The 26757-nt window shown below is 69.9% G+C and carries 23 protein-coding genes; 16 read left to right on the top strand and 7 right to left on the bottom strand.

Annotated features, from left to right (window positions below; translation table 11 throughout):
* Nucleotides 1-11: 11 nt before the first annotated feature.
* The 3 genes from glmS to DB32_RS25950 form a co-directional block, all read right to left on the bottom strand.
* Nucleotides 12-1847 carry a glutamine--fructose-6-phosphate transaminase (isomerizing) gene (gene glmS / locus DB32_RS25960; RefSeq protein WP_053235327.1) on the bottom strand — a complete coding sequence of 612 codons (1836 nt, stop codon included), beginning with the start codon at nt 1845-1847 and terminating at the stop codon, nt 12-14.
* A 162-nt stretch (nt 1848-2009) separates the two neighbouring features.
* Nucleotides 2010-3551, bottom strand: a complete 1542-nt coding sequence (locus tag DB32_RS25955; protein ID WP_053235326.1) for a M16 family metallopeptidase — start codon at nt 3549-3551, stop codon at nt 2010-2012.
* Nucleotides 3548-4996: a M16 family metallopeptidase gene (locus DB32_RS25950; RefSeq protein WP_157069390.1), complete on the bottom strand. Its 1449-nt coding sequence runs from the start codon at nt 4994-4996 to the stop codon at nt 3548-3550. The genes DB32_RS25955 and DB32_RS25950 overlap by 4 nt, the downstream gene beginning before the upstream one ends.
* Before the next feature lie 102 nt (nt 4997-5098).
* On the opposite strand from DB32_RS25950, the gene DB32_RS25945 reads away from it, so the two are divergent.
* The 4 genes from DB32_RS25945 (at nt 5099) to DB32_RS25930 (ending at nt 9381) form a co-directional block, all read left to right on the top strand.
* Nucleotides 5099-6346 (top strand): competence/damage-inducible protein A, encoded by a 1248-nt coding sequence (locus DB32_RS25945; RefSeq protein WP_053235324.1) that lies wholly within the window; start codon nt 5099-5101, stop codon nt 6344-6346.
* Nucleotides 6347-6563: 217 nt separating this feature from the next.
* Nucleotides 6564-7655 (top strand): recombinase RecA, encoded by a 1092-nt coding sequence (gene recA, locus DB32_RS25940; RefSeq protein ID WP_053238960.1) that lies wholly within the window; start codon nt 6564-6566, stop codon nt 7653-7655.
* A gap of 2 nt (nt 7656-7657) precedes the next feature.
* A complete protein-coding gene (locus DB32_RS25935) occupies nt 7658-8659 on the top strand; it encodes a hypothetical protein (RefSeq protein ID WP_053235323.1) in 1002 nt (333 codons plus the stop codon).
* A gap of 236 nt (nt 8660-8895) precedes the next feature.
* A complete protein-coding gene (locus DB32_RS25930; protein WP_053235322.1) occupies nt 8896-9381 on the top strand; it encodes a CarD family transcriptional regulator in 486 nt (161 codons plus the stop codon).
* Nucleotides 9382-9455: 74 nt separating this feature from the next.
* On the opposite strand, the gene DB32_RS25925 is transcribed toward DB32_RS25930, so the two are convergent.
* Nucleotides 9456-10046 (bottom strand): hypothetical protein, encoded by a 591-nt coding sequence (locus tag DB32_RS25925; RefSeq protein WP_053235321.1) that lies wholly within the window; start codon nt 10044-10046, stop codon nt 9456-9458.
* Between the two features lie 125 nt (nt 10047-10171).
* Here DB32_RS25925 and hisIE point away from each other — a divergent pair, with 125 nt between their 5' ends.
* Nucleotides 10172-10828: a bifunctional phosphoribosyl-AMP cyclohydrolase/phosphoribosyl-ATP diphosphatase HisIE gene (gene hisIE, locus DB32_RS25920; protein WP_053235320.1), complete on the top strand. Its 657-nt coding sequence runs from the start codon at nt 10172-10174 to the stop codon at nt 10826-10828.
* On the top strand, nt 10731-11702 hold the full coding sequence (locus tag DB32_RS25915; protein ID WP_275935531.1) for an enoyl-ACP reductase FabI: 972 nt from the start codon (nt 10731-10733) through the stop codon (nt 11700-11702). Before hisIE ends, DB32_RS25915 begins: the two co-directional genes overlap by 98 nt.
* A gap of 48 nt (nt 11703-11750) precedes the next feature.
* Here DB32_RS25915 and DB32_RS25910 read toward each other — a convergent pair whose 3' ends face one another.
* The 3 genes from DB32_RS25910 to DB32_RS25900 form a co-directional block, all read right to left on the bottom strand.
* Nucleotides 11751-12599: an NUDIX hydrolase gene (locus DB32_RS25910; RefSeq protein ID WP_053235318.1), complete on the bottom strand. Its 849-nt coding sequence runs from the start codon at nt 12597-12599 to the stop codon at nt 11751-11753.
* A gap of 102 nt (nt 12600-12701) precedes the next feature.
* A complete protein-coding gene (locus tag DB32_RS49655; protein WP_240481256.1) occupies nt 12702-13586 on the bottom strand; it encodes a helix-turn-helix domain-containing protein in 885 nt (294 codons plus the stop codon).
* 297 nt (nt 13587-13883) lie between these two features.
* Entirely contained in the window at nt 13884-15101 is a 1218-nt protein-coding gene (locus tag DB32_RS25900; RefSeq protein WP_053235317.1) for a heparan-alpha-glucosaminide N-acetyltransferase domain-containing protein, read from the bottom strand.
* Between the two features lie 257 nt (nt 15102-15358).
* On the opposite strand from DB32_RS25900, the gene DB32_RS25895 reads away from it, so the two are divergent.
* The 10 genes from DB32_RS25895 to DB32_RS25850 all read left to right on the top strand — a co-directional run bounded on the left by DB32_RS25895 (nt 15359) and on the right by DB32_RS25850 (nt 26597).
* Entirely contained in the window at nt 15359-16300 is a 942-nt protein-coding gene (locus DB32_RS25895) for a ribose-phosphate pyrophosphokinase (protein WP_075098016.1), read from the top strand.
* Nucleotides 16301-16386: 86 nt separating this feature from the next.
* On the top strand, nt 16387-17049 hold the full coding sequence (locus DB32_RS25890; protein WP_075097627.1) for a 50S ribosomal protein L25: 663 nt from the start codon (nt 16387-16389) through the stop codon (nt 17047-17049).
* Nucleotides 17050-17093: 44 nt separating this feature from the next.
* Complete coding sequence (gene pth / locus DB32_RS25885; RefSeq protein WP_053235314.1) at nt 17094-17678, top strand: aminoacyl-tRNA hydrolase; 585 nt, start codon at nt 17094-17096, stop codon at nt 17676-17678.
* Nucleotides 17679-17790: 112 nt separating this feature from the next.
* The gene (gene rpsF, locus DB32_RS25880) at nt 17791-18333 is read left to right on the top strand and encodes a 30S ribosomal protein S6 (RefSeq protein WP_053235313.1); all 543 of its coding nucleotides are present in this window, start codon (nt 17791-17793) and stop codon (nt 18331-18333) included.
* A gap of 29 nt (nt 18334-18362) precedes the next feature.
* Nucleotides 18363-18695 (top strand): 30S ribosomal protein S18, encoded by a 333-nt coding sequence (rpsR, locus tag DB32_RS25875; protein ID WP_338054939.1) that lies wholly within the window; start codon nt 18363-18365, stop codon nt 18693-18695.
* A 15-nt stretch (nt 18696-18710) separates the two neighbouring features.
* Entirely contained in the window at nt 18711-19154 is a 444-nt protein-coding gene (gene rplI, locus DB32_RS25870) for a 50S ribosomal protein L9 (RefSeq protein WP_053238957.1), read from the top strand.
* 125 nt (nt 19155-19279) lie between these two features.
* Nucleotides 19280-20719 (top strand): replicative DNA helicase, encoded by a 1440-nt coding sequence (gene dnaB, locus DB32_RS25865; protein WP_240481255.1) that lies wholly within the window; start codon nt 19280-19282, stop codon nt 20717-20719.
* Between the two features lie 112 nt (nt 20720-20831).
* Complete coding sequence (locus DB32_RS25860; RefSeq protein WP_053235312.1) at nt 20832-22466, top strand: OmpP1/FadL family transporter; 1635 nt, start codon at nt 20832-20834, stop codon at nt 22464-22466.
* Between the two features lie 115 nt (nt 22467-22581).
* Nucleotides 22582-24858: a bifunctional salicylyl-CoA 5-hydroxylase/oxidoreductase gene (locus DB32_RS25855; protein ID WP_053235311.1), complete on the top strand. Its 2277-nt coding sequence runs from the start codon at nt 22582-22584 to the stop codon at nt 24856-24858.
* 38 nt (nt 24859-24896) lie between these two features.
* A complete protein-coding gene (locus DB32_RS25850) occupies nt 24897-26597 on the top strand; it encodes a glycoside hydrolase family protein (protein ID WP_053235310.1) in 1701 nt (566 codons plus the stop codon).
* The last annotated feature ends 160 nt before the right edge of the window (nt 26598-26757 follow it).

Raw genomic sequence — 26757 nt, 5'->3', positions numbered from 1 at the left:
CGGAGCGCGAATTACTCGACGGTCACCGTCTTCGCCAGGTTGCGCGGCTGGTCGACGTCGGTGCCCTTGAAGTCGGCGACGTAGTACGAGTAGAGCTGCATCGGCAGCACCGTGAGGAACGGGGTGATCGCCTCGGGCACGTCGGGCACCTCGATCACGTCCTGCGAGAGCGAGTGCGCCGACTCGTCGCCCTCGGTCGCGATCGCGATGACCTGACCCTCGCGCGCCTTCGCTTCCTGCAGGTTGCCGTGGGTGCGCTCGTACCAGCGATCCTTCGGCATCAGCACGAACACCGGCACCGCGCTGTCGATCAGCGCGATCGGGCCGTGCTTCATCTCGCCCGCCGCGTACCCCTCGGCGTGCACGTACGAGATCTCCTTCAGCTTGAGCGCGGCCTCGAGCGCGATCGGGTAGTTGAGGCCGCGGCCGAGGAAGAGCACGTCGCGCGCGTCGCGATAGCGCTTCGCGAGGTTGCACACGAGCTGGCGCGTGCCGGTGATGACGTCGCGCATCAGCAGCGGCAGGCGCGCCATCGCCTCGACCAGCTCACGCGCCTTCGCCTCGTCGAGCGAGCCGCGGCGCTTGCCGAGCCAGATCGAGAGCATCATCAGGTTCGCGAGCTGCGTCGAGAAGCACTTCGTCGACGCGACGCCGATCTCCGGGCCCGCGTGCGTGTAGAACGCGGCGTCCGCCATGCGCGGGATCGCGCTGCCGATCACGTTCGCGATCGCGAGGATCTTCGCGCCGCGCTCCTTCGCCTCGCGCGCCGCGATCAGCGTGTCGATCGTCTCGCCGCTCTGGCTCACCGCGACGACGAGATCGCCCTCGCCGATCATCGGCTCGCGGCCGCGGAACTCGCTCGCGAGCTCGACCGAGGTCGGGATGCGCGCGATCGACTCGAGGTAATAGCGACCCGTCATCGCCGCGTGGTGGCTCGTGCCGCACGCGAGCAGGAACACGCGCTTGATGCTGCGCGCATCGTCGTCGCTCAGGCCGATCTCGTGGCCGTGCACGTCGCCGTGCTCGCGATCCAGGCGGCCGCGCAGCGTGTCCTCGATGGCGCGCGGCTGCTCGTGGATCTCCTTGAGCATGAAGTGCTTGAAGCCCGCCTTCTCGGCCATCACGGGCGACCAGTCGATCACCTTGATGGCGCGCTCGACGACGGTGCCGTCGAGGCGCGTGATGCGGACCGAGCCCTTCTCGAGCACGGCCATGTCGCCGTCCTCGAGGAAGATCATCTTGCGCGTGTAGGGCAGGAGCGCGGGAATGTCGCTGCCCGCATAGCTCGCGTCGTCCGCGATGCCGATCACGAGCGGCGAGCTCGCCTTCGCGACGACGATGCGCCCCGGCTCGTCCTTGCTGAGCACCGCGAGCGCGTACGCGCCGTGGATCTCGCGGAGCGCGCTGCGCACCGCGTCCTCGAGCCCCTTGCCGTTCTCGCGCAGCTTCTCGTGCACGAGGTGCGCGGCGATCTCGGTGTCGGTGTCGCTGACGATCTTCGCGCCGCGCTCGACCAGGCGCGTGCGCAGCGAGAGGTGGTTCTCGATGATGCCGTTGTGCACGAGCGCGATCGGGCCCGACTGGTGCGGGTGCGCGTTCACCTCCGTCGGGCGCCCATGCGTCGCCCAGCGCGTGTGACCGATGCCCGTCGTGCCCGCGAGCGGCTTCTCCTCGAGCGCTTTCTCGAGGTTGCGCAGCTTTCCGACCGCGCGCGCGATCTTGATCTCGCCGCTGCTGTGGATCGCGACGCCGGCCGAGTCGTAGCCGCGGTATTCGAGACGGCGCAGGCCGTCGAGGAGAATGGGAGCCGTGTCGTCGTCACCGACGTAACCCACGATGCCGCACATGAACGTCGTTCCTCCGTTGGCCGTCCTGTGCTCCGGGACGGCGAGAGAACAGATAGGCCCCCGCGAGACGAACGAGCCGGGAGATGCGATTCCGCACCCCCGGCCCGTGTAGCACGCGCGACGCGATCACGCCGATCGCGGCGGATTCCTGCGGTGTCTGCGTTATTCGGCGGCCGCCGCGGGCGTCGCACCTTCCGCGGGGAACGACGAGATCTCGCGGCCATCGGCGTCGACGACCCGCACCGGGCCCCAGCGTCGCATCGGCTGGGCGATCACCTCGGCGTCGCCGACGATCACGACGAGCGCCTGATCGGGGCGGATATGGGTGCGCGCGGCCGTCAGCGCCTGGTCCGGCGTGACGTTGCGGACGTCCGAACGGTACGTGTCGAAGTAGTCGTCGGGCAGCCCGTAGAGGCGAAGGTCCGAGACCATGCCCGCGATGCGTCCCGCGGTGTCGATCTGGAGCGGGAACGAGTCCGACAGATACCGCTGCGCGTTGTTCACCTCGTCCTGCGGCGGTGCCTCGGTGACGATGCGCTGCAGGTGCTCCATGAACGCGTCCATCGCGGCCGGCGTGCGATCGACGTCGGGGTGCTCGGGGTCGCGACCCACCGAGCCACGCGCGCGGAACGGCCCGGCGATCGGCAGCTCGTCGACGCTCGAGTACGCGCCGTACGTGAGGCTGCGCCGCTCGCGCAGATCGCTGAAGAGACGCGACGCCGCCGAGCCACCAAGCACCTGGTTCGCGACCTCGAGCGGCACCCAGTCCGGGTGCGAGCGCGGGATCGCGAGGTTGCCCACCGCGATCACCGACTGCGCCGAGCCCGGGCGATGCACGATGAGCACTTCGCGTTGCGTGCGCTGCGGCACGTCGGGCAGCTGCGCCTGCGCGACCTCGCGACGACGCCAGCGACCGAACGCGCGCTCCGCGGCTGCCTGCACCTGCTCCGGCGTCACGTCGCCCGCGACGACCAGGAACGCGTTGTTCGGCACGAAGTGATCGCGGTGCCAATTCGCGAGGTCGGTGCGACGCGCGCGCTCGAGCGTCTGCGGCGTCAGGTCGACCTGCGCGTACGGATGCGAGCCGTAGGCCGCCTGATAGAACGCGCGCCGCGCGAGCGTCGCCGCGTCCGCGTACTCGACGCGGAGGCGATCGGCCTCGCGCGCCTTGAGGCGACGCAGCTCCTGCTCGTCGAAGCGCGGGCTCTGCGCGATGTCCGCGAGCAGATCCATGACGGTGTCGAGGTGCTCCGACAGCGCGCGCATCTGGAGCACCACCTGCGCCTGATCGTCGCCCACGAAGAGGTCGGCGCCGAGGTACTCGATCTGCTCCGCGAGCTGCGCGCTGGTGCGACGGCGCGTGCCCTCCTTGAGCATCTTCGCGACGAGGCGCGACAGGCCCGGGAGCTGCTCGGGCGACGACGCGAGACCGCTGCGCACCACGAGCCGCACGTACACGAGCGGCAGCGCGTTGGTGCGCACGGTGTTCACCTCGAGGCCGTTCGCGAGCGTGGTGCGCGCGATCGGCGGAAGGTGCACGTCACGCGCGGGGCCCGACGCAGGAGGCGGCACGCGCGGAGCCTCGGCCTGCGCCTGCTCGCCACCGCCGCCGGTGTTCTCGGCTTCGGTCGTCGTGGTCGTGCTCGGCCCGCCGCACGCGACGAGCGAGAGCGCGATCAGCAGCGACGAGATTCGCTTCGTCATCGCGCACCTCCTTCCGCGCTCTCTTCGGCGCGCGGCGCGGGCACCACGTCGAGCACGGTGCGGTTCGTCTCCGCGAAGTACCGGCCGGCGACGCGCTCGATGTCGTCGCTCGTCACCGCGAGATAGCGATCGAGCTCGGCGCGGATCAGCTCCGCGTCACCCCAGTACATCTCGAACTCCGCGAGGTTCTTCGCGCGATCGAGGTTGCTCTGGAGGCCGAACACGAACGACGCGCGCACGCGATTGCGCAGCTTCTCGAGCTCGCGCTCCGGGATGCCCTCGCGCGCGATGCGCTCGATCGCCGCGTAGATGAACGGCCGCACTTCTGCGCCGGTGTGCCCTTCGGCGACGAGCGCGAAGATCGACAGCAGATCGGGGCCGCGTCGATCGTCGGTCGCGACGTAGATCTCCGAGACGAGCTCGCGCTGCTTCACGAGCTCCTGGTAGAGGCGCGACGACTCGCCGTCGCCGAGCGCGAGGGCGAGCATCTCGAGCGGATAGTGATCGGCCTCGCGCGACTGCGGGATGTGGTACGCGACGTGGAACGCGGGAAGGTCCGCGAGCATGTCCTGCATCGTGTCGGTGCGCTCCGCCGTCTGCGGCGCGATGTCGCCGGGCGCGTAGGGCGGCACCTCGCGCGACGGGATGTTCCCGAAGTAGCGCCGCACGAGCTCCATCGCCTGATCGGGATCGAAGTCACCGGCGATCGAGAGCACCGCGTTGCTCGGCGAGTAGTACGTCTGCCAGAACTCCTGCACCGCCGAGAGCGGCGCGTCGACGAGGTCCTGCGTGTCGCCGATCGTCGAGTGCGCGTAGGGCCAGTAGTCGCCGTACGCGAGCTCGTTGATGCGCAGGAACGAGAGCGCGTACGGGCGGTTCTCGTAGCTCTGCTGGCGCTCCTGGATGACGACCTGCGTCTGGTTGTCGAAGTTGAACTCGTTGACGGCGAGCGAGCGCATGCGATCCGACTCGAGGAACAGCCCGAGCTCGAGCTCGTTCGCGGGCAGCGTCTCGAAGTAGTTCGTGCGGTCCTCGCTCGTCGTGCCGTTGAGCGATCCGCCGCGGTTCATGATCAGCGAGAAGTGCTCGCCGCGCTGCACGTTCGCCGAGCCCTGGAACATCATGTGCTCGAACAGGTGCGCGAACCCCGAGCGCCCTCGGACCTCGTTGCGCGAGCCCACGTCGTAGTAGACGGCGATCGCGACGGTGGGCACCGTCGGGTCGGGGTTCAGCACCACGCGCAGCCCGTTGTCGAGACGCTCGCGGCGGATCGCGAGACGCGACAGCGGAGAGCTCGCCGCCTCCGCGGGGGCGGCGCCGGCCTGCGCGCTCGTCGGGCGATCCTGCGCATCGACGTGGGTCAGATGCGACGCCGTTCCCACCAGCGCGGCCGTCGCGCCGAGGAACGCGACCGCCATCGCGGCGCGCTTCGGTCGTTCGGTCATCAAGGCTCCTCCTCTTCGCGGCCTACCTAACACCCGCGCGCACGATCGCCCACGAGGCTTGACCCAACCGCTCGAACGCTGGAGTCTTCCCGGTCCACCCAAATGACCGCAGCCGTCCTCTCGATCGGGACCGAGCTCACCCGCGGCGAGCTGGTGAACACCAACGCGAGCTGGCTCGCGGAACGCCTCACGTTGCTCGGCTTCGAAGTGCAGGAGCTGCGCGTCGTCGACGACGACGTCGGGCGCATCGTCGAGACGCTGAGAGCGCTCGCCTCGAAGCACCGCGTGATCGTCGCGACCGGAGGTCTCGGCCCGACCACGGACGACCTCACGACGATCGCCGCGGCCCAGGCGCTGGGTGTCGGGCTCGAGCGCCACGAGCCTTCGCTCGACGCGATCCGTCGTCGCTTCGCGAAGCTCGGTCGCGAGATGTCGAAGACGAACGAGAAGCAGGCGGACTTCCCGATCGGCGCGACGATCCTGCCCAACGCGGTGGGCACCGCGCCGGGCTTCGCGATCGAGCTCGACGGCGCGCGCGTCTTCTTCCTGCCCGGTGTGCCCTTCGAGATGCGCCGCATCGTCGAGGATCACGTCGAGCCCGCGATCGCGTCGCTCGCCGAGCGCACGACGCACCAGATCCGGCTGCGCACGTTCGGGCTCCCCGAGTCGGTCGTCGGCGAGAAGCTCTCGGGCATCGAGGAGAGCGAGCCCGCGGTGACGCTCGGCTATCGCGCGTCGTTCCCCGAGATCGAGGTGAAGGTGCTCGCGCGCGCGAGCAATCACGCGGAGGCCGAGGGGATCGCGCGTCGCATCGCGCAGACCGTGCGCGATCGCCTCGGTGACGCGGTGTTCGGCGAGACCGACGACACGTTCGCGGGCTACGTCGGGCAGATGCTGCGCGATCGCGGGCTCACGCTGGCGATCGCGGAGTCGTGCACCGGCGGGATGATCGGCGCGATGGTGACGAGCGTGCCCGGAAGCTCCGAGTACCTGTTGCTCGACGCGGTCACGTACTCGAACGCGGCGAAGCACGATCTGCTGGGCGTCGACGTCGAGCTGATGCGGCACCACGGCGCGGTGAGCGGCGAGGTCGCAGGCGCGATGGCGGAAGGCGCGCTCGCGCGCGCCGATGCGCACCTCGGCGTGGCGGTGACGGGCATCGCGGGCCCCGGTGGCGGCACCGACGCGAAGCCGGTCGGCACCGTGTGGTTCGCGCTCGCGCAGCGCGGCGCGCCGACGGTGACGCGCACGATGAACCTCCCGGGCGATCGCGAGCGCATCCGGACGCTCGCGTCGTACGTCGCGCTGAAGATGGTCGCCGACGCGGCGATCTCGCGCGGACGGGCCTGAGCGCGTCAGTCGCGGCCCATCCGCGACGTCAGGCGTTCCGTTCGAGGCCGGAGCGGTGTCGGCCTCTGGACAATCCATACTGAACAAGATATCAGCATGGGCGCGCGGCCCCGCCCGAACGGCGGATCGCGCGCACCGGCATCGCATGGCCAGCGGCATCGCAGAGGATGCCGCGACGCCGCCCAATCAGGCGGCACGCAAGGGAAGGCACGACGAGATGGCGACCGACTCGAACAAGGAGAACAAGGAGAAGGCGCTGAGCCTCGCGCTCGGCACCATCGAGAAGACGTTCGGCAAGGGCGCGATCATGCGCCTCGGAGACGCCGAGCAAACCAAGGACGTCGCGATCATCCCGTCGGGCTCGGTGGCCCTCGACATCGCGCTGGGCGTCGGTGGGTATCCGCGCGGGCGCATCATCGAGATCTTCGGCCCGGAGTCGAGCGGCAAGACGACGCTGACTCTCCATGCGATCGCCGAGGTGCAGAAGCAGGGCGGCGTGGCGGCGTTCATCGACGCGGAGCACGCGCTCGACGTCTCGTACGCGAAGAAGCTCGGCGTGAACACCGAGGAGCTGCTCGTCTCGCAGCCCGATCACGGTGAGCAGGCGCTCGAGATCGCCGACACGCTGGTGCGCAGCGGCGCGGTCGATCTGATCGTCGTCGACTCGGTCGCCGCGCTCGTGCCCAAGGCCGAGATCGAGGGCGAGATGGGCGACCAGCACGTCGGCCTCCACGCGCGCCTGATGAGCCAGGCGCTGCGCAAGCTGACCGCGACGGTCCACAAGTCGAACTGCACGATGTTCTTCATCAACCAGATCCGGATGAAGATCGGCGTGATGTTCGGCTCGCCGGAGACCACGACGGGCGGCAACGCGCTCAAGTTCTACGCGTCGCAGCGCCTCGACATCCGGCGCGTCGGCACGATCAAGACGGGCGATCAGGCGGTCGGCAACCGGGTCCGCGTGAAGGTCGTGAAGAACAAGCTCGCGCCGCCGTTCGTCGAGTGCGAGTTCGACGTGATGTTCGGCAAGGGCATGAGCCGCTCGGGTGACGTGCTCGATCTCGGTGCCGAGATGGGCATCATCGAGAAGTCGGGCGCGTGGTACAGCTGCCAGGGCGAGCGCATCGGGCAGGGACGCGACAACGCGCGCCTCTACCTGGAGCAGCACCCGGAGACGATGGCGTGGGTCGAGAACCAGATCCTCGAGAAGCACGGGCTCAGCCGCGGCGGCGCAGCCGCGACGGCGCCCGAGGCCTCCGAGGAGAAGCCGAACGGCGCCTCGGATCGTCGCTCGCGCGCGCGCAACTGAGCGTGATCGTCGCCGCGCTCGCGATGATGATCGCGAGCGCGTGCGGCGGGTCTTCGGCTTCGTCGGCACGTCCAGCCGTCGGCGCGGCCGAGCGCGTGCGCTGGGGCGGCGCGCTCGTCGATCTCGTGCCGCGCGATGCGACCGTCGTCGTGATCGCGCGGCCCGAGGAGATGCTGCGCGAGGGCGCCGCGCGCGCCGTGCTCGAGGCGATCGCGCCGGACGAGCACCTCGAGCGATATCGCCAGCACACCGGGATCGATCCGCGGCGCATCGAGGAGCTGGTCTGGGCGGAGAGCCGCGCAGGCTCGCTGTTGCTCGTGCGCGGTCCGTTCTCCGCGCCGCTCGCGGTGGCCGAGATGGGCCATCGGATGCTGCCGATCGAGTCGAGCTCGGAGGCGCCCTTCGTGCGGCGAGCCGGGCACTACCAGGGCGCGCGTCGGGATCTGGTCGCGCTCGCGGATCACGTGCTCGCGGTGATCAGCGGGTCGCCCGAGCTCGCCGAGGACGTGCTCGGGCGTGCGCGGCATGGCGAGGCGGGTGGAGCGCTCGGCGCGGAGCCTGCCGCGTCGCTGCTGATGGCGCACCGGAGCTCACCGCTCGTCGTCGTCGCACCGCAGCCCCTCGGGCTGCCGCCCGGCTCGGGCGTCGCGCTCCTGCTGGCGCGCGAGAGGGCGATGCTCGTCGCGGGCACGCCGCGAGGCGAGCGCGATATCGGGCTCGTCGCCGAGCTGCGGGGCGAGTTCCCGCCGGGCGCGGACGAGAACTTCCGCGCGCTGTTCGCGTCGCTCGCGTCGAGCGATCTCGGTGTCGCGATCGGAATGCCCGCAGCCCTCGAGACGTTCACGGTCGACGCGGACGCCGAGCACGTCGTGCTCCGCGCGACGATCCCCGCGGGGACCCTGGCCGCGGCGCTGCGGGTCCTGTTCGAGGCGGAGATCACGGAGCTGGTCGAGGGGACGCCGGAGCACGGCGGCGCCCCGACGAGTGCTCTCACAGCTCCGTAAGTGCGCGAAATCGCAAGATGTTTTGCGAGACTGGCCGATTGACCGGAGAGCCGGATTCTGCTATACATGGCGCCTCTCGCGGTCTGCCCTCACGTACCGTGAGGCTCTCCGCGGGGCCGCACCCGGGAATGCCCGACCTGCGCCTACGCCACCCGGCTGACGCGCAGGCGCCCGGTTGATGGGCCACACGGCCGAGCTCGGTCGTGGCTCGGGATGGGTGCCGAGGAGGTCAGCGAATGGATTTCAAGGTCGGCGAGAAGGCGGTCCATCCCTATCACGGCGTCGGTGAGGTGACGGCCGTCGAGACCAAGGAGATCGCCGGTCACAAGAAGACCTTCTACATCCTCCGGATCGTCGAGAGCGGCATGAAGGTGATGGTCCCCACCGACGCCGCGCAGCGCATCGGCCTCCGCGCCGTGATCTCGAAGAAGGAGGCGGACAAGGTCCTCGCCGTCCTCAAGGACACGAAGTTCGCCGTCACCGCGCAGCCGTGGAACCGCCGTCAGCGCGAGTACGTCGAGATGCTGAAGAGCGGATCGCCGGTCGAGGTCGCGAAGGTGCTTCGCGACCTGACGCGGCTGAAGTCGGACAAGGATCTCTCGTTCGGCGAGCGTCGCCTGCTCGATCAGGCGCGCAGCCTCCTCGTCACCGAGCTCGCGCTCGCGCGGCGCTGCAAGGAAGACCGCGTCGAAGCGGAGATCCAGGGGATCCTCGCGAGCTGATCGCGACGCCGCGTCGAACGCGAAACGCCCACGGACCATGCGGTCCGTGGGCGTTTCTGTTGTCGTCGGGTCAATCAGCCGAGGTTCAGCGTCACGCCGAACGAGATGTACGGATTCCCGACGCGCAGCGTGAGCGAGACGACGTCTCCGAGGTGCAGGCTGCCTCCGACCGCCGCGATGACCCACGCGCCGACGTGATCGCCGTAGTCGACGTACCCTCGGTAGAAGAGCGACGGCGGCAGGTACACCTGGAAGCCGAGCTCGGCGAACGCGCTCCACGTGTCGGAGAAGTAGAACTCCCAGTGCAGCGCGACCGGGAAGCCCATCGCGAAGCGGTACTCGTGCCCCGCGCAGGGATCGCCCGGATCGTTGCGATAGCAGCCCCAGTCGTCGACGAAATAGAAGTCGCCGCCGAAGTTGATGTAGACGGCGTTGTCGATCGACGGAACGAAGCCGTTGTGCAGGATGGGGATGCCGAAGCGCGCGCCGCCTGCGAAGCCGAACCCGTACCACGCGAGCCCACCGTGGAACTCGAGCTGGAACGGGCGCGTGCCCGTGAACGGCTGGTCGATGCGATGATCGGCGCGGGCAGCGGGCGCCGCGGACGTCAGCGTCGCGACGCCGAGCGCCAGCGCGACGAGCCACGCGTTCCTGCGAGATGTCATGCGTCGTCTCCTCCTTCGGCCCGGAGACTAGGCCGACCGCGCATGCATGGCCAAATGCCGTCCGACCTTCATCGCGGACGGCCGCGCGCGCTTGCGCTGCCACGTGCGCGCGCTACGTGCGGCGCATGGATGCAAGCGCGCTCGCGTACGACGCGAAAGGGCTCGTCACCGTCGTCGTGCAGGATCGACTCACCGGCGAAGTGAGGATGCTCGCGCACGCGAACGAGGACGCGATCCGCGCGACGATGACGAGCGGCGAGGGGCACTTCTGGTCGCGCTCGCGCGGCGCGCCGTGGAAGAAGGGCGAGACGAGCGGGCACGTGCTGCGCGTGCACGAGGTGTGGGCCGACTGCGATCGCGACGCGGTCGTGTACCTCGTCGATCCCGAGGGCCCGAGCTGCCATACCGGCGCGCAGAGCTGCTTCTTCGAGCGCGCGATGGGCGGCGTCGAAGGGCGCGCGCTTCCGATGCTCGTGCGCCTCGAGGACGCGCTCGAGGCGCGCGCGAATTCGAGCGCCGAGAAGAGCTACACGAAGTCGCTGCTCGAGAAGGGCGCGCCGAAGATCGTCGCGAAGATCCGCGAAGAAGCCGACGAGCTCTCGCGCGCGATCGAGAGCGAGAGCGACGAGCGCGTCGTCAGCGAAGCGGCCGACGTGCTCTATCACGTGATGGTCGGTCTGCTTCATCGGCGCGTCCCGCTGCGCGCGGTGCTCGCGGAGCTCGCGAAGCGCTTCGGCACGTCGGGCCACGACGAGAAGGCGAGCCGCACGGGCTCGGCTTGACCCTCCGTCCGGCGCGGCAGTAGGGTGCCCGCCCCGTTTCACGAGGAGACTCTCGAACATGAAAGACGCGCACCTCTACACGCTCGACGGATGGGCACTCGTGCTCGGCGCCTCGAGCGGGTTCGGCGAGGCGACGAGCATCGCGCTCGCGCGCGCGGGCATGAACATCATCGGCGTGCACCTCGATCGTCGCGCGGGCATGGCGCACGTCGAGGAGATCAAGCGCGCGATCCAGGACGCGGGGCGCGAGGCGCTCTTCTTCAACGTCAACGCGGCCGACGAGACGAAGCGCAACGAGACGCTCGACGAGGTGAAGCGTCAGCTCGACGCGAAGGGCGGCAAGATCCGCGTGCTGCTCCACTCGCTCGCGTTCGGGACGCTGAAGCCGTACTGGTCGGGCGCCGAGGATCCCGCGTCGAACATCAACAAGGCGAACATGGACATGACGCTCGACGTCATGGCTCACAGCCTCGTGTACTGGACGCAGGACACGCTGCGTCGCGGGCTCTTCGGCGACGACGCGCGCATCTACGGCATGACGTCGGCCGGCAACACGACGGTGTGGAGCGGCTACGGGGCGGTGAGCGCGGCGAAGTGCGCGCTGGAGTCGCACCTTCGTCAGCTCGCGATCGAGCTCGCGCCGCACGGCATCAGTGCGAACGCGATCGAGGCGGGCGTGACCGACACGCCGGCGCTCTCGAAGATCCCGGGCAGCGACGTGATGAAGCAGCAGGCGATCGCGCGGAACCCGAACAAGCGGCTCACGACCGTGCAGGACGTCGCGCAGTGCATCGTCGCGCTCTCGATGCCGGCGACGCGCTGGATGACGGGCAACGTCATCCGCGTCGACGGTGGCGAGAAGATCGCAGGCTGAACGGTGGAGAGAGCAGGGCGCGAGTCGACGTAGCCGATTCGTGCCCGCTCAGCCGGAGACGAAGCGGCCGTCGCGCAGCGTGAAGCGCGTCGGGCCCGGCAGCGCGGCGTGGGGCTCGGGGTGCTCCGGATCACCGGGGAGCGCGAGGATCCACGTCCCGTCACCGAGGTCACGGAACACCGGGCGCACGAGCGGCGGCTTGCGCGCCCGCGCCGCGGCGAGCGCGCTCTGCGCGTCGCGATGCGATGCGAGCTCTTCGAGCGTGCGCAGCGTGGGCGGAGGCAGATCGATGCGCGCTGCGAGGTGCGCGTCGATCGCTGCGCGCGGCGTCATCCACGTCGAGGTGATCGTCTCCGCGTCGTCGTGACGCGCGTCGTGATCGGGCGGGGCGATCGCGAGGAAGAAGCGCGCGTCGAAGCGACGCTGCTCGACGACCGGCGTGACCCAGCGCGCGAAAGGCACCATCGCGCTCGCGTCGAGCGTGAGGTCGAGGTCGTCGCAGAGCGCGCCGAACGCACCGCCCGACGCGATGCGCGCGCGTGCCTCGGGCAGATCGATCGCGCGCGGGCTCGTCGCGAGGAGCACGCCGGACTCTTCGAACGTCTCGCGCATCGCGGCGACGAAGAGCGAGAGCGCGAGCGTCGGATCGATCGGCTCGTCGAGCGCGCGCGCAGCACCTTCGGGATCGAGCCCGCGCACACGCGCGAGCAGCGCGGGCGCGCCATCCGCGTCGTCGAGCTTGCCGCCCGGAAAGACGTACGCGCCGCCCATGAACGCCGCGCCCTTCGTGCGGCGAACGAGGAAGACCTCGAGCCCTGCGTCGCCATCGCGCAGGAGGATCACGGTCGCGGCGGCGCGAGGGGGCGGGCCTTCGCGGAGCGGATCGATGTCGAGCATCGCGCTATTTACGCGTGCGCGGCGCGCGTCGCGCAACGAAAACGCGCGAGGCCGGCGCGCTCTCGCGGCCGGCCTCGGTTCGTGCGCTCGATGATCGAGCGATCAGTCTCCGGTGAGCACGCGCGTCGTCGGCACGCCGATCGCTGCCGCGAGCCGCGCGAGCGTCTCGAGCGACGGCGTGTGCCGTCCCGCTTCGACGCGCGCGATGTTCGGACGGTGGATGCCGGTGCGGCGCGCGAGCTCCGCCTGCGTGAGCCCCGCCGCGAGGCGCAGCGCGCGGATGCGCGCGCCGAGGCGCTGCCCGTCGATCTCGCCGAGCCCACCGCCGTTCACCGCGACCGCGACGACCGCGCCGTTGCTCGATCCGTGGCCGTTGCTCGCGTGCGCAGCAGCGCCGTTCACGCGCACGACGATGTCGTCGGCCGCGAGCTCGAACTGCGCGCCGCTCACGAGCTCGAGCGCCGCGCGATGCGCGTCGTCCGTCAGCGTGATCGACGCGACGTCGCTGCGATCGTCCGACGGATGCGCGGGGCGCGGCACGAGCATCGCGGAGCCATCCGCGAGGATCGCGAGCAGCTCACCACCGCGCGGCGAGACCGTGAGGTACTCGAAGCGGCGCGAGCGACGCGCGCCCGCACGACGCGCGAGCACTGCAGACACGCGCGGCACGTCGTCCGCGCTGCGCGCGACGAGGCCCACGCAGAGATCGTCGACGAGATCGTCCACCGAAGACATCGCGTCGTTCGGGGGCAGCATCACCGCCGGCATCGCGCCCACGGCGCGCGCGAGGCCGAGATGCGCGAGCAGCTCGTCCTCGTCGTACACGCCCGCCGCGGCATCCACGACGATCGCGGAGTCGCGCTCGAGGCGTTCTGGGAGCTGCTCCGGTCGCGCCGTCGAGACGCCGAGGCCGAGGCTCTCCAGCACCGGCTTCCATGCGGTCTCGAACGAAGAACGATCGGTGAACAGCGTGACGCTCGCCGACATCGGTGCTTCTACTCCTCCAGGACCCGAGGTTCGCTCGGGCCGTCCTTCATCCGCGCGCGCACACGGGACGATCCCCCGTGGCGCGCACGCGCGAACCGACGACACGTGTGCGTCGTGAGTCATGCCGATCCGACGGGGATCGCTGCGTCGTTCGCGGGCTGATCCGCGTGGTGCGTTCGACCGTCGGGGCCATGGCGCGGGTCACGATGGAGCCACACGATGCGGCTCTCCGCAAGTCGCGCGATGCACCATCGCTCGGACCTCGCGGTGATCATTCTGCGAGCCGTCGAGCGATGCTCAGGCCACCGCGCGCACACGCGCGGGATCACGACGCGGCGCGCGCTCGATCGCATACGAGAGCGCGAGCATCGCGCCGACGAGCAGCACGAATCCGACTGCCCACGCGCCGAATCCGAGCTTGCGCTGCAGCGGGATTCCGGCGAGGCCGTACGCGAATTCGAGGTGCACCGCGTACACGACCAGCGAGTGTCGTCCGAGGAGCGCGAGCGCGCGCGTCGCACGCAGCGCGCGCGGCGCGAACGTCGCGATCAGCGCTGCGCTCGCCGTGATCACCGACGCGTTGAACACGAGACGACCCAGGCTGCGCAGCGACGGCGCGAGGGCGAGCACCGCGCGCGAGACGGGCCACGGCTCCCACGCGAGCGCGGCGATCACGAGCGCGGCGAGCGCGACGATCAGCGGACGCGAGACGTTCGGCAGCGCCCACGCGTGATCGAGGCGCAGCTCGCTCGCGCGCAGCCGCAGCGCCACCGAGGCGCCGAGCAGCGAGTACGCGAGCCACGGGAAGAGCGGGAACCCGTGCGGACGCACTGCGTCGCGCGCGATCCAATCGGCGATGGCATCGGGCAGCACGCGCTGCGGCACGCCCGCCACGTCCCACGCGAGCGATGCGACGGTGATCGCGCCGACACCGAAGATCCACGCGCGCGTGCGCAGCGGGAGCGCGCGCACCGCGTGGAGCGCGAGCGACGTGACCACGAGCGCGGCGCCGATCCCGTGCAGCACGTCGATGCGCGGCAGGAGCGACGCACCGTCGCGTGTGACGTGATCGAGCTGCGCCGCGACGAAGCGCGCCGCGACGAGCCCGGCGACCGCGAGCCCGACGCGCACCTGTGCGCTGCGCTTCCGATCGTCGATCGCGAGCGCGAAGAGCCCGAGCGCGAGCGCCATCGCGATCGCGGTCGGCACGTTGCGCATCTGCAGCACGGCCGCGCGATCGACGGTCCACGCGTAGAGCGAGAGCGCGTACCCCGCGAGCGCGATGCGCATCCCGCGCCGCACGCCCGCCCACGTCTGCGCTGCGGTCGGCTGGAGCGGTGACGCGAGCGCGCTCGACACGCCGGCCAGCAGCAAGAACGAAGGCGCGGCGAGACCTCCGATCAGCTCGGCCGCGACGAACCCACCGCTCTCGCGCGCAGCGCCGGCGAGCCACGCGTGCGCGGTGTGCCACTCGATCATCGCGAGCACCGCGAGGCCCCGCACCGCGTCGACCACACCGATCCGCGGCGCTCTCCTCGGCGCATCCGAAACAGGCGCGGAACTCATCGAAATCTCGTCGTTTCGTGACACGGGAGCGGCGCTCGGGCGATCGTTGACACTCGTTTTGCCCTCTGCTACCCCACGCCACCCTTCGGGGCCCCCGACCGCACGGCAATCGCATTGCGGCCTGGTTCTCGCGGCCGAGCTCGCGTGCTCTCCCTCGTCGTTCGGGGGCGCGCGAGCGCGGCGGAACGTGACAGTGGAGGCGGGTGGTGTTCAAGTCGATCTGCATCTTCTCCGGTCATGCGAACCCCAAGCTGGCCGAGTCGATCGCCGACTACCTCCAGATCCCCGTCGGTCGGGTGAAGATCTCGAACTTCTCCGACGGTGAGGTCTTCTCCGAGATCCAGGAGAACGTGCGCGGCGTCGACGTCTACGTCGTGCAGCCGACCTGCGCGCCGGTGAACGACAACCTCATGGAGCTGCTCGTCACCGTCGACGCGCTGAAGCGCGCGTCCGCGGGCTCGATCACCGCCGTCATTCCTTATTACGGCTACGGGCGCCAGGACCGGAAGGTCGCGCCGCGCACGCCGATCACCGCGAAGCTCGTCGCGGACCTGCTCACGAGCGCGGGCGTCTCGCGCGTGGTCTCGATGGACCTCCACGCCGGCCAGATCCAGGGCTTCTTCAACGTGCCCTTCGATCACCTCTACTCGATGCCGGTGTTCCTCGACTACCTGCGTCCGCGGCTCACCGAGGGCACGGTGTTCGTCTCGCCGGACGCCGGCGGCGTCGAGCGCGCACGCGCCTACGCGAAGCGCCTCAAGGGCGACCTCGCGATCATCGACAAGCGTCGCGCGAAGGCGAACGTCAGCGAGGTGATGAACATCGTCGGCGACGTCGAAGGACACGACTGCGTGCTCGTCGACGACATGATCGACACCGCGGGCACGCTGACGAACGCGGCGGCGGCGCTCAAGGAGCGCGGCGCGAAGCGCATCTTCGCGACCGCGACGCATCCCGTGCTCTCCGGCCCCGCGGTGAAGCGCATCGCCGAGTCGGCGATCGAAGAAGTCGTCGTCACCGACACGATCCCGCTCCGCGACGAGGCGAAGGCGTCGGGCAAGTTCACCCAGCTCTCGGTCGCGCGCCTGCTCGGCGAGGCGATCAAGCGCATCCACAACAGCGACTCCGTGAGCTCTCTCTTCGTTTGAGCTCCAACGATTCGCTTCGTGGCGCGACGGCGCGAGGCGGGATCGACGACTGACACGAACCGCCGCATCGGATCGAGGAAAGAGACATGGATTCCCAGACGCTGAAGGCTGAGGTCCGCAATTCGAGCGGAAAGGGGCCGGCGCGTCAGCTCCGTATGAAGGGGCTGATTCCGGCGGTGTTCTACGGGCCGGGCAAGAGCCCCACGAACCTCGCGGTGTCGCCCGAGTCGCTCGCCAAGGTGCTGAGCGGCGCGTACGGCCGGAACCAGCTCGTCGAGCTGGACATCGCGGGCACGAAGGAGCTGGCGCTCGTCCGGGATCTCGAGGTCGAGCCCGTCACGCGCGAGCTGCTGCACGCCGACTTCTACTCGGTGTCGAAGGAGCGTGAGGTCCGCGCCCGCGTTCCCTTCACGACGAAGGGCCGCGCGCTCGGCGTCCAGAAGGGCGGCAAGCTCCGCGTCGTCTACCGCGACCTTCCGGTCGTGGGCACGCCGGACAAGATCCCGGCGAGCATCGAGATCGACGTCTCGGCGCTCGACACCGCGCAGTCGTACCGCGTGAAGGAAGTCGCGATGCCCGCGGGCGTGCGCATCGACTTCCCGGCCGAGCGCGTCGTCGCGTCGATCGAGAGCAAGGAGAAGGAAGCCCCGGAGGAGGGCGCCGAGGGTGGCGCGCCTGCGGCGGCGGCCGCGGCTCCTGCGGCGGCGGCGAAGGCTGCTCCTGCGAAGGACGACAAGAAGAAGAAGTGATCGGGCGCGCTGCCTGATCCTTCACCTCCTCGAAGGCTCCGCCGATGTGGCTGATCGTCGGGCTCGGGAACCCCGGGCCGAAGTACCGGAACACCCGGCACAACGTCGGCTTCATGGTCGTCGATCGGCTCGCCGATCGCGCGTCGGCGGGGCCCTTCAAGGAGAAGTTCAAGGGCGAGTGGTGCAAGGCGACGATCGCGGGGCGCGACGTCGTGCTGCTCAAGCCCCTGACGTTCATGAACCTGTCCGGAGAGTCGCTCCAGCAAGCGATGGCGTTCTTCAAAACGCCGCTCTCCGAGGTGCTCGTGATCCACGACGAGCTCGACCTCGCGTACCGCGACGTGCGCGTGAAGGTCGGCGGTGGAGCGGCGGGGCACAACGGCCTCAAGTCGATCGTGCAGCACTGCGGCGGGCCCGACTTCGCGCGGGTGCGCATCGGGATCGGCCGACCCCCCAAGGGATCCACTGAATCGTGGGTGCTCGGCGAATTCGACACGATGGAGAGCGCCGAGCTTCCCGACGTGCTACAGGCAGCGGCCCTCGCGGCCGAAGCGGTCGTGAAGGACGGGGCCCAAGCGGCCCAGAACAAGTTCAACGCGCGCCCGAAGGCGCCTTCCGAGAAGGCCTGAAGGGAACGCGGTGAAGAGACGGCGAGCGCATGGTGCGCCCGCCGTCTTCCTCGCTCCGGGCGGATGCATCGCAGACGACCCGGGGCCTCAGACCGAGAGGAATCCACACCGAATGCAGCAGTCCGCAGCAGCGACGAGCAAGCGTCTCGCCCGCGAGTACGAGCTCGTCTACATCCTCACGCCGAACGTCGACCCCGACGACGCCGACAAGGTCGCGACCCGTATCCAGGAGGTCGTCGCGCGCCTCGGCGGCAAGATCACGAAGGTCGACTCGTGGGGCCGCCGTCGCCTCGCGTACCCGATCAAGAAGAGCTCGCGCGGCGTCTTCGTGTACGTGCGCTACATCGGCTTCAACGACCTCGTCGCGGAGCTCGAGCGCAACCTGCGCAACGCCGACGCGGTCATCCGCTTCCAGACCGTGCGCCGCGAGGGCGTGTTCGACCTCGCCGAGGTGACGGTCGATCCGGAAGAGGCGAAGTTCTCGCGCATCGAGGCGGCGCCGCTCGAGGAAGAGCCGGAGCCGAGCTTCGAGGAGCGCCTCGGCCTCACGCAGAAGCCGCGTGAGCGCGAAGAGGAGGACTTCCTCGACATGGGCGACGAGGACGACGTGGTCCCTGGGGCGGAGAAGCCCGAGGACGAGACCACCGAGAAGTGAACCGCATCGGACGAAAGGAGCACTGAGACATGAAGTTCTATGCACGTCCGATGATGGACGACGATCGTCGTGGTGGTCGTGACGACGGCGGCAGCCAGCCGCCGCCGGGGCGCGGTGGGGCGGACGATCCGCTCGGGCTGCGCCGTCGCGCGGGCCGCAAGCGCGCGCCCGCGTTCACCGCGGATCCCGACTTCTCGTTCGACTACAAGGACCCGCAGACGCTGAAGCACTTCATCACTGAGCGCGGCAAGATCGTGCCCCGTCGCATCAGCGGTCTCTCGGCCAAGCAGCAGCGCGACCTCACGCGCGCGATCAAGCTCGCGCGCAAGATCTCGCTGCTCCCGTACACCGGAGTGAAGTGAGCCATGGCCGCGCACATCCAGGTCGTCCTGAAGGACGACGTCGAGAACCTGGGCAAGAGCGGTGAGCTGGTGCGCGTGCGCCCCGGCTACGCGCGCAACTACCTGCTCCCGCGTGGCCTCGCCGCGCTCGCCACGCGCGGCAACATCGCGCAGATCGAGCACGAGAAGGCCGTCGCGACGGCGCGCGCCGCGAAGCTGAAGGGCGACGCGGAGGCCGTCTCGAAGACGCTCTCGGGCATCAAGGTCGAGATCGCGGTGCAGGCGGGCGAGGGCGACAAGCTCTTCGGCTCGGTCGGCACCAAGGACATCGCCGAGGCGCTCGAGAAGAAGGGCCAGAAGGTCGATCGCAAGAAGATCGTCCTCGCCGAGAACATCAAGACCGTGGGCGACCACGACGTGGCGATCAAGCTCGGCTACGACGTGACCGCGACCATCAAGGTCAGCGTCGTCAAGGCGTGAGCCGCACGCGCGCGTGAAGCGCGCGCGAAAATGAGGAAGCCGACGATCGCGGATGCGGTCGTCGGCTTCGTCGCTTAGTGTTTGCTGCTTCGCGGTCTCACCGCCGCGAATCTCGACGGTCCTGCATGACGGCGATGTTCGACGAGGCGGGCAGCGGGGAGCGCAGCTTCTCGCGAGGTGACTCGGGCGCAGCCGGAGGGCGCGTTCCTCCACACTCGCTCGAGGCCGAACGCGCGGTGCTCGGCGGCGTGCTGCTCGAGAACAGCGCGCTCAACACCGTCACGCAGATCCTGAGCGGCGACGACTTCTACTCGCGCGCGAACGGGCTCGTGTTCGACGCGATGTGCGAGCTCTTCCGGCGCGGTCAGCCGGTCGACACCGTCACGCTGCGCGCGTGGCTGGTCGATCGCGGTCAGCACCAGAAGGCGGGCGGCGACGAGCACCTGCTCGGGCTCACGAACACGATCCCGACCGTCGCGAACATCGAGCACTACTCGCAGATCGTCCGCGAGAAGGCCACGGTGCGCCGGCTGATCACCGCGTGCCACGAGATCGCGGCCACCGGGTACGGCGACTACGGCGAGCCCGCGGAGTACCTCGATCAGGCCGAGAAGCGCGTCTTCGAGGTCGGCAAGCAGCACGGCTCGGCGCCCTACGAGCACATCAAGGACGTCGTGCTCCGCACCTTCGAGCAGGTGCAGGAGGCCGCGCGCCGCAAGGAGGCGATCACGGGCCTCCCCACCGGGCTGCACAAGCTCGACGAGATGACCGCGGGCCTCAAGGGCGGCGAGCTGATCATCATCGCGGGCCGCCCCGGCATGGGCAAGACCGCGTTCGCGCTGAACGTCGCGATCGCCGCGTGTCAGCAGCGCGGCGTGCCGATCGCGGTGTTCTCGCTCGAGATGCGCAAAGAGGAGCTCGTCCGACGACTCCTCTGCAGCGAGGCGAAGGTCGACGGTGGTCGCATGCGCACGGGCATGCTGAGCCGCGAGGACTGGGCGCGCCTCGCGAGCTCCGCGGGCCCGCTCACGGAGATGCCGTTCTTCATCGACGACACGCCGGCGATCACGCTGATGCAGCTGCGCGGCAAGGCGCGTCGTCTGAAGTCCGAGAACCACGGCAAGCTCGGCATGATCGTCATCGACTACCTCCAGCTCATGCGCTCGGGCGTGAAGAACGACTCGCGCGAGCAGGAGATCAGCGAGATCAGTCGATCGCTGAAGGGCCTCAGCAAGGAGCTCGACTGCCCGGTGATCGCGCTCTCGCAGCTCAACCGCGGCGTCGAGACGCGCCCCGGCAAGGACAAGCGCCCTCAGCTCGCGGATCTGCGCGAGTCGGGCGCCATCGAGCAGGACGCGGACGTGATCATGTTCGTGTACCGGCCCGAGGTGTACGCGAAGGACGAAGAGCGCGCGCAGCTGCGCGGCCTCGCGGAGATCATCGTCGGCAAGCAGCGCGCGGGCCCGACGGGCATCGTGCGCTGTCGCTTCTTCCACGAGTTCACCCGCTTCGAGAACCTCGCCGAGGGTGAGTTCGAGGACTACGACGGCGGCGGCGACGAATAAGGGAGCTCCCGCGAACACGAATGTCGCGATCGCGACAATCACCCCCTTCAATGCGAGTGAGTCGCGCGGTTATGCTCTCGCGCCTCGGGGAAGCTCGGAAGGGGAGAGCGGGATGTCTTTTCTTCGCGCGTCGTATTCGGTTCTGCTGTGCGCGCTCGTGCTGTCGGTCCCAGCGGGCGCATCGGCGGGTGGGTTCGAGTTCGCGGCGCACGGCACGCGTCAGCTCGGGCGCGGTGGCGCGTGGGCCGCGCGCGCCGACGACCCGCTCGCGCTCTACTACAACCCCGCGATGCTCGCGGACCTGCCGGACTCGCAGGTGCTCGCGAACGTGCACGTCGGGTTCTGGGACGCGTGCGTCGACCGCCAGGGCACGTACGGCAGCGTGATCCCCGGGGGCACCGCGAGCGACAACATCTTCGACAGCGAGGGAGGCAATCCCGACGCGTGGCTCGGCGACGAGATGCCGAGCGTGTGCAACAGCGGCTACCCGCAGCCGATCCCGTGGGTGCTCGGGAGCATCCGGCTCCTGCCGGAGCTCGGCATCGCGTTCGGCATCACCGCGCCGAGCGGCATCGGCAACGCGACGTGGGGCAACACCGGTGAAGGTCGCTTCGGCACCGTGGACACCGCGAACGGCCTGCGCCCGAGCCCGGTGCGCTACGGCCTCGCGCAGCAGGACGTGCTGCTGGCGCATCCGAGCATCGGCGTGGGCTGGCGTCCCGCGGACTTCATCCGCATCGGCTTCACGTTCCAGTGGGGCATCGCGAACGTGCGGTTCATGAACTTCACGAGCGCCGGCGTGCTCGGCGCGCCCGAGGATCCCTTCGGCGACATCCGCACCGAGCTCCACGCGTTCGACTGGTTCGTGCCCGCCGGGATCCTCTCGGTGCACGTCCAGCCGCATCCGAACTTCGACATCATGGTCGGCGGGCGGATCTCCGACGCGATCGGCGGCGCGACCGCCGCGGAGGGCCACCTCGATCTCAACACGAGCTACTTCTCGCGCGACGAGCAGTGGCAGAGCACGCCGAACCGCATCGACGGCGTCACGCTCCGCGCGGGTCAGCCGTGGCAGTTCCAGCTCGCGATGCGCTACGCGGATCGCATCCGTCCTCGCAGCTGGGAGCGCGGGTTCGAGGCGGCCGTGCAGAACGTCGTGAACGACTCGATGTACTCGGAGAATTTCGACATCGAGCTCGACGTCGTCTACGAGCTCAACTCGCAGGTCGGTGACTTCGTCGTGCGCCTCCCGACCGGCGCGTCGGTCATCGCCGGCGGGACCGCGGTGCCGGTGCCTGCGGTGCAGCCGATCCCGCACGGATGGGGCGACGTGCTCGGCATCCGTCTCGGCGGTGACTGGAACATCATCCCCGGACAGATCGCGGCGCGCGCCGGCTTCCACACCGAGATCCCGCTCGCGCAGTCGCGCTATCAGATCCAGGACTTCATCAACGGCTATCGCTTCGGCCTGCACGTCGGCGCGACGTTCCGCATCGAGCGCTTCGACATCTCGATCGCGTACGCGCACATCTTCCAGCTCGACACGACGATCACCGACGGGAACTTCCGCGCGGTGAGCGCGAACAGCTCCGAGGGCATGTGCGCGGGCGGTGGCGGCTACGACCCGAACAACCCGGTCGTCGACGCCGGGTGCTACCCGCAGGGCTACGGCGCGGTGACGAACAACGGCACGTACTCGGCCGAGTACAACGTCCTCTCGGTCGGCGCGACGTACCACTTCGAGTGATCGAATTCGCGAGCCTCGTGCGCCCGCGTGATCTCGTGTGAGATCGCGCGGGCGCGCTCGCTTTCGCTCACAGCACGAGTGGAGCAAACGAGACGCGCGCGGATATCGTCCCTTCGTGCGCGTTCGAATCCTCGGCGGTGGTCCGGCCGGCCTCTATCTCTCGATCCTGCTCAAGAAGCACGACGCTTCGCATGACGTGCAGGTGATCGAGCGCAACGCGCCCGACGACACCTTCGGATGGGGCGTCGTCTTCTCCGACGAGACGCTCTCGAACATCGAGGAGGCGGAGCCCGAGACGTTCGCATCGTTCGCGCGCGACTTCGCGCGCTGGGACGCGCTCGACATCCGCGTGAAGGGCGAGACGATCCGCAGCCACGGGCACGGCTTCGTCGGCATCGCGCGCAAGCGTCTCCTCATGCGCCTCCAGGAGCGCGCGCGCGCGCTCGGCGTGGAGCTCTCGTTCAAGACCGAGGTGAGCGACGTGGACGCGCTCCGTCGCGACTGCGATCTGCTCGTCGGCGCCGACGGGCTCCGCTCGATCGTGCGCACACGCTTCGAGGACGCGTTCCGTCCGACGTTCGACGTGCGCAGAGCGCGCTACGTCTGGCTCGGGAGCACGCAGCGGTTCCCGGCGTTCACGTTCAGCTTCCGCGAGAACGAGCACGGGCTCTTCCAGATCCACGCGTACCAGTTCGACGGCTGCGGCTCGGAGGCGGCGCACTCGACGGTGATCGTCGAGACCGACGAGGAGAGCTGGCGGCGCGCCGGGCTCGAGGGCGCGAGCGAGGAGCAGACGATCGCGTACTGCGAGCGCGTGTTCGCCGACGACCTCGGCGGGCATCCGCTGCTCCCGAATCGCTCGCAGTGGATCCAGTTCACGACGATCAAGAACGAGCGCTGGGTGCACGAGAACGTCGCGATCCTCGGCGACGCCGCGCACACCGCGCACTTCTCGATCGGCTCGGGCACGAAGATGGCGCTGGAGGACGCGATCGTCCTCGCGCGCGCGATCGCGGCGCATCCCGGCGATCTCGCGACGGCGCTCTCGAGCTACGAGGACGAGCAGCGTCCGATCGTCGGTCGCATCCAGACCGCGGCGCAGCAGAGCCTCGAGTGGTTCGAGCAGGCGAAGCGCCATCACGCGGCGCTCGAGCCGATGCAGCTCGCGTTCTCGCTGCTCACGCGCTCGCGACGCATCACGCACTCGAACCTCGCGATGCGCGATCCCGCGTGGGTCGCCGAGGCCGATCGTTGGTTCGCGCGGCGCGCCGGCATCGACGTCGACGCGAAGACGCCGCCGCCGATGTTCACGCCGTTCACGCTGCGCGGCCTGACGCTGCCGAATCGCATCGTGGTCTCGCCGATGTGCCAGTACAGCGCGGAGGACGGGCTCCCCGACGACTGGCACCTCGTGCACCTCGGCTCGCGCGCGATCGGCGGCGCGGGGCTCGTGATGACCGAGATGACCGACGTGTCGCCCGAGGGCCGCATCACGCCCGGATGCACCGGCATCTGGAGCGACGAGCACGTCGCGCGATGGAAGCGCGTCGTCGACTTCGTGCATCGCTTCAGCGACGCGAAGATCGGCCTGCAGCTCGCGCACGCCGGACGAAAGGGCTCGACGAAGCTGCTCTGGCTCGGCGAGGACGAGCCGCTCGACGACGGCAACTGGGAGCTCATCGCGCCCTCGCCGCTCCCCTACGACGAGACGAAGAGCCAGACGCCGCGCCCGATGACGCGCGCCGACATGGACGCGGTGATCGACGCGCACGTGCGCGGCGCGAAGAACGCAGACGCCGCGGGCTTCGATCTGCTCGAGCTCCACATGGCGCACGGCTACCTGCTCTCGTCGTTCCTCTCGCCGCTCTCGAACCAGCGCACCGACGCGTACGGCGGCTCGCTCGAGAACCGCATGCGCTTCCCGCTCGAGGTGTTCGACGCCGTGCGCGCCGCGTGGCCCAGCGACAAGCCGATGTCGGTGCGCGTGTCCGCGACCGACTGGGTGCCCGGCGCGTTCGACGGCGACGACGCGGTCGCGCTCTCTCGCGCGCTGAAGCAGCGCGGCTGCGACGTCATCGACGTGAGCACCGGACAGACGTCGACGCTCGCGAAGCCGGTCTACGGTCGCGCGTACCAGACGCCGTTCAGCGATCGCATCCGCAACGAGCTCGGGATCCCGACGATCGCGGTGGGCAACATCCAGGACTTCGATCAGGTGAACTCGATCCTGCTCGCAGGGCGCGCCGATCTCTGCGCGCTCGCGAGGCCGCACCTCTACGACCCGTACTGGACGCTGCACGCGGCGGCGACCCAGGGCCACGACGGCGTGCGCTGGCCCGATCAGTACCGCGCCGCGAAGACGGCGATCCCGAAGACCGTCAAGCCTGCTTGACCATCCCGCGGGGGCGCGGTGTGTCGGTTCCAACCGCCATGAGGGCTGCGTCCTGCCGCGATCGCGCGCCGATCCACGCAGCGCGCGCGCGGTACGCCGAGTGCACGACGCGCGGCCCGATGGGCACACGAGGGAAGGGCAGGGCGCGCTGGGCGCTGGTGCTGATCGCGCTCGCGAGCGGATGCACCGGCGACGCCGCGATCGACGGCGACGCGAGCACGCCGCGCGACGGAGGCATCTCGTCGATCGACGGCGCGCGACCGAGCGAGCACGACGCGAGCACGTCGCCGATCGACGGCGGCCCGGTGGCGACCGCCGGCGAGATCGCGCTCACGCTGCGCGCGGATCGCGGTGCCGCGTCGGACGCAGTGGTCTCGCTGGGCGTGCCGTTCGCGCCCGGCGTGCTGCGCGACGCGTCGCACGTGCGTGTGCTCGATGCGAGCGGGACCGAGCGCGAGATCCACGTCGCGGAGCTCGCGCGCTGGCCGCTCGACGGATCGATCCGCAGCGTGCTGGTCGCGTTCCGCGCGACGCTCGCCGCGAACGCCGAAGAGCGCTGGACGATCGAGCACGGCGCGCCGCGCACCCGCACCGCGCCCGCCGCGATCGCGCCCGCGCCCGACGGGCCCGTCGCCGCGACGCTCGACCCCGAGCACTACGCGCGATCGCGCGTGAGCGGCCCGCACCTGACGATCGCCGCGAACGATCGCTTCGAGTCGTTCGACGACGAGCTCGAGTCGTGCCTCGGCTCGATGTCGCCCGCCTACGAGACCTACGGCGTGAGCTGCGCGGGCACGAACGCGCACCGCACGTACTACGACGGACCGCACGCGCTCTGGCAGCGCTTCGTGCGTGGCGCGGACGCGGCGCGCTATCGACGCGCGCGCCTCGAGAGCACGTGGTACCGCGACAACGAGCTCGAGTGGATCGCGGGGCGCGCGATGGCGGTGCAGGTCTGTCAGGCCGACGGCTGGACGCCGTCGCAGAAGCTCGACTGGGGCGTCATGCGGCGCATGACCGGGCAGGGCATGCTCGACGACTACCTGCTCACCGGCGATCCCGCGGCGCGCGAAGCGGTGATCGCGATGGGCGAGGCGTTCGTGCGCAGCCTGCCGGCACAGCGCGGCGGGCGCGAGAACAGCCTGCGCGTCACCGAGCGCAACCTCGCGTGGACGATCATGGGCGTGGCCTCGTACTACGCGCTCGACCCGCGCGACGAGGTGCGCGCCGCGCTCGTGTCGCTGATCGACGAAGCCGTCGACTGGCAGAGCGACGGAACGAGCGGCGCGTTCGAGCACGACCTCGTGCGCCCCGATCCCGAGGAGTGCAGCGACGGGCCCGCCGGTGGCTCGCCGTTCATGACGTCGCTGCTCGTCGATGGGCTCATGGACGCGCACGCGCTCACCGGCGACGCGCGCATCGCGGACGTGGTGCGTCGCGCCGCGGAGTGGCTGCGCGACGACGCGGTCACGAGCGACGGAGCCGCGTTCCGCTATCTGTGGGGCTGCGCGTCCGACGACTACGACGACTCGAGCACGGCCGATCTCAACCTGCTGATCGTGCACGTCTTCGGCGCGGCGTACGTGCTCACCGGCGACGCCGCGTGGCTCGACGTCGGCGACGCGTTCGCCGACCACGGCGTCGACGCGATGTACGTCGGACGCCCGAAGCAGTGGAACCAGTCGGGCCGCGCGTTCCCGCGATATCTCGGCTACCGCGCGCTCGGTCGCGCGCCGTGACCTGTTCCAGGATTGGCGGATCGTTGCTGCGATCCTAGACGTGTGACCCGCGCACCGGATACGTTCCGGCGCGATGCGACACGCGACACTCCTGCTCCTTGCGCTCGTGATCTCGTCCTGCTCCGGCGACTCGGGCTCGTGCACCGTCGTGAACGAGCCC

It is taken from the genome of Sandaracinus amylolyticus, assembly GCF_000737325.1.
GTDB lineage: Bacteria > Myxococcota_A > Polyangia > Polyangiales > Sandaracinaceae > Sandaracinus > Sandaracinus amylolyticus.
The sequence above is the reverse complement of the archived record's forward strand: the minus strand, read 5'-3'. Positions and strand labels throughout refer to the sequence as shown.

What these genes read in the sequence shown, in the direction of transcription:
- DB32_RS25925 (WP_053235321.1), bottom strand. Translation starts at nt 10,046, where the DNA reads ATGACATCTCGCAGGAACGCGTGGCTCGTCGCGCTGGCGCTCGGCGTC.
- DB32_RS25930 (WP_053235322.1), top strand. Translation starts at nt 8,896, where the DNA reads ATGGATTTCAAGGTCGGCGAGAAGGCGGTCCATCCCTATCACGGCGTC.
- DB32_RS25850 (WP_053235310.1), top strand. Translation starts at nt 24,897, where the DNA reads ATGAGGGCTGCGTCCTGCCGCGATCGCGCGCCGATCCACGCAGCGCGC.
- rpsR (WP_338054939.1), top strand. Translation starts at nt 18,363, where the DNA reads ATGAAGTTCTATGCACGTCCGATGATGGACGACGATCGTCGTGGTGGT.
- DB32_RS25955 (WP_053235326.1), bottom strand. Translation starts at nt 3,551, where the DNA reads ATGACGAAGCGAATCTCGTCGCTGCTGATCGCGCTCTCGCTCGTCGCG.
- rpsF (WP_053235313.1), top strand. Translation starts at nt 17,791, where the DNA reads ATGCAGCAGTCCGCAGCAGCGACGAGCAAGCGTCTCGCCCGCGAGTAC.
- hisIE (WP_053235320.1), top strand. Translation starts at nt 10,172, where the DNA reads ATGGATGCAAGCGCGCTCGCGTACGACGCGAAAGGGCTCGTCACCGTC.
- DB32_RS25890 (WP_075097627.1), top strand. Translation starts at nt 16,387, where the DNA reads ATGGATTCCCAGACGCTGAAGGCTGAGGTCCGCAATTCGAGCGGAAAG.
- glmS (WP_053235327.1), bottom strand. Translation starts at nt 1,847, where the DNA reads ATGTGCGGCATCGTGGGTTACGTCGGTGACGACGACACGGCTCCCATT.
- dnaB (WP_240481255.1), top strand. Translation starts at nt 19,280, where the DNA reads ATGACGGCGATGTTCGACGAGGCGGGCAGCGGGGAGCGCAGCTTCTCG.
- DB32_RS25945 (WP_053235324.1), top strand. Translation starts at nt 5,099, where the DNA reads ATGACCGCAGCCGTCCTCTCGATCGGGACCGAGCTCACCCGCGGCGAG.
- DB32_RS25860 (WP_053235312.1), top strand. Translation starts at nt 20,832, where the DNA reads ATGTCTTTTCTTCGCGCGTCGTATTCGGTTCTGCTGTGCGCGCTCGTG.
- DB32_RS25910 (WP_053235318.1), bottom strand. Translation starts at nt 12,599, where the DNA reads ATGCTCGACATCGATCCGCTCCGCGAAGGCCCGCCCCCTCGCGCCGCC.
- recA (WP_053238960.1), top strand. Translation starts at nt 6,564, where the DNA reads ATGGCGACCGACTCGAACAAGGAGAACAAGGAGAAGGCGCTGAGCCTC.
- pth (WP_053235314.1), top strand. Translation starts at nt 17,094, where the DNA reads ATGTGGCTGATCGTCGGGCTCGGGAACCCCGGGCCGAAGTACCGGAAC.
- DB32_RS49655 (WP_240481256.1), bottom strand. Translation starts at nt 13,586, where the DNA reads ATGTCGGCGAGCGTCACGCTGTTCACCGATCGTTCTTCGTTCGAGACC.
- DB32_RS25950 (WP_157069390.1), bottom strand. Translation starts at nt 4,996, where the DNA reads ATGACCGAACGACCGAAGCGCGCCGCGATGGCGGTCGCGTTCCTCGGC.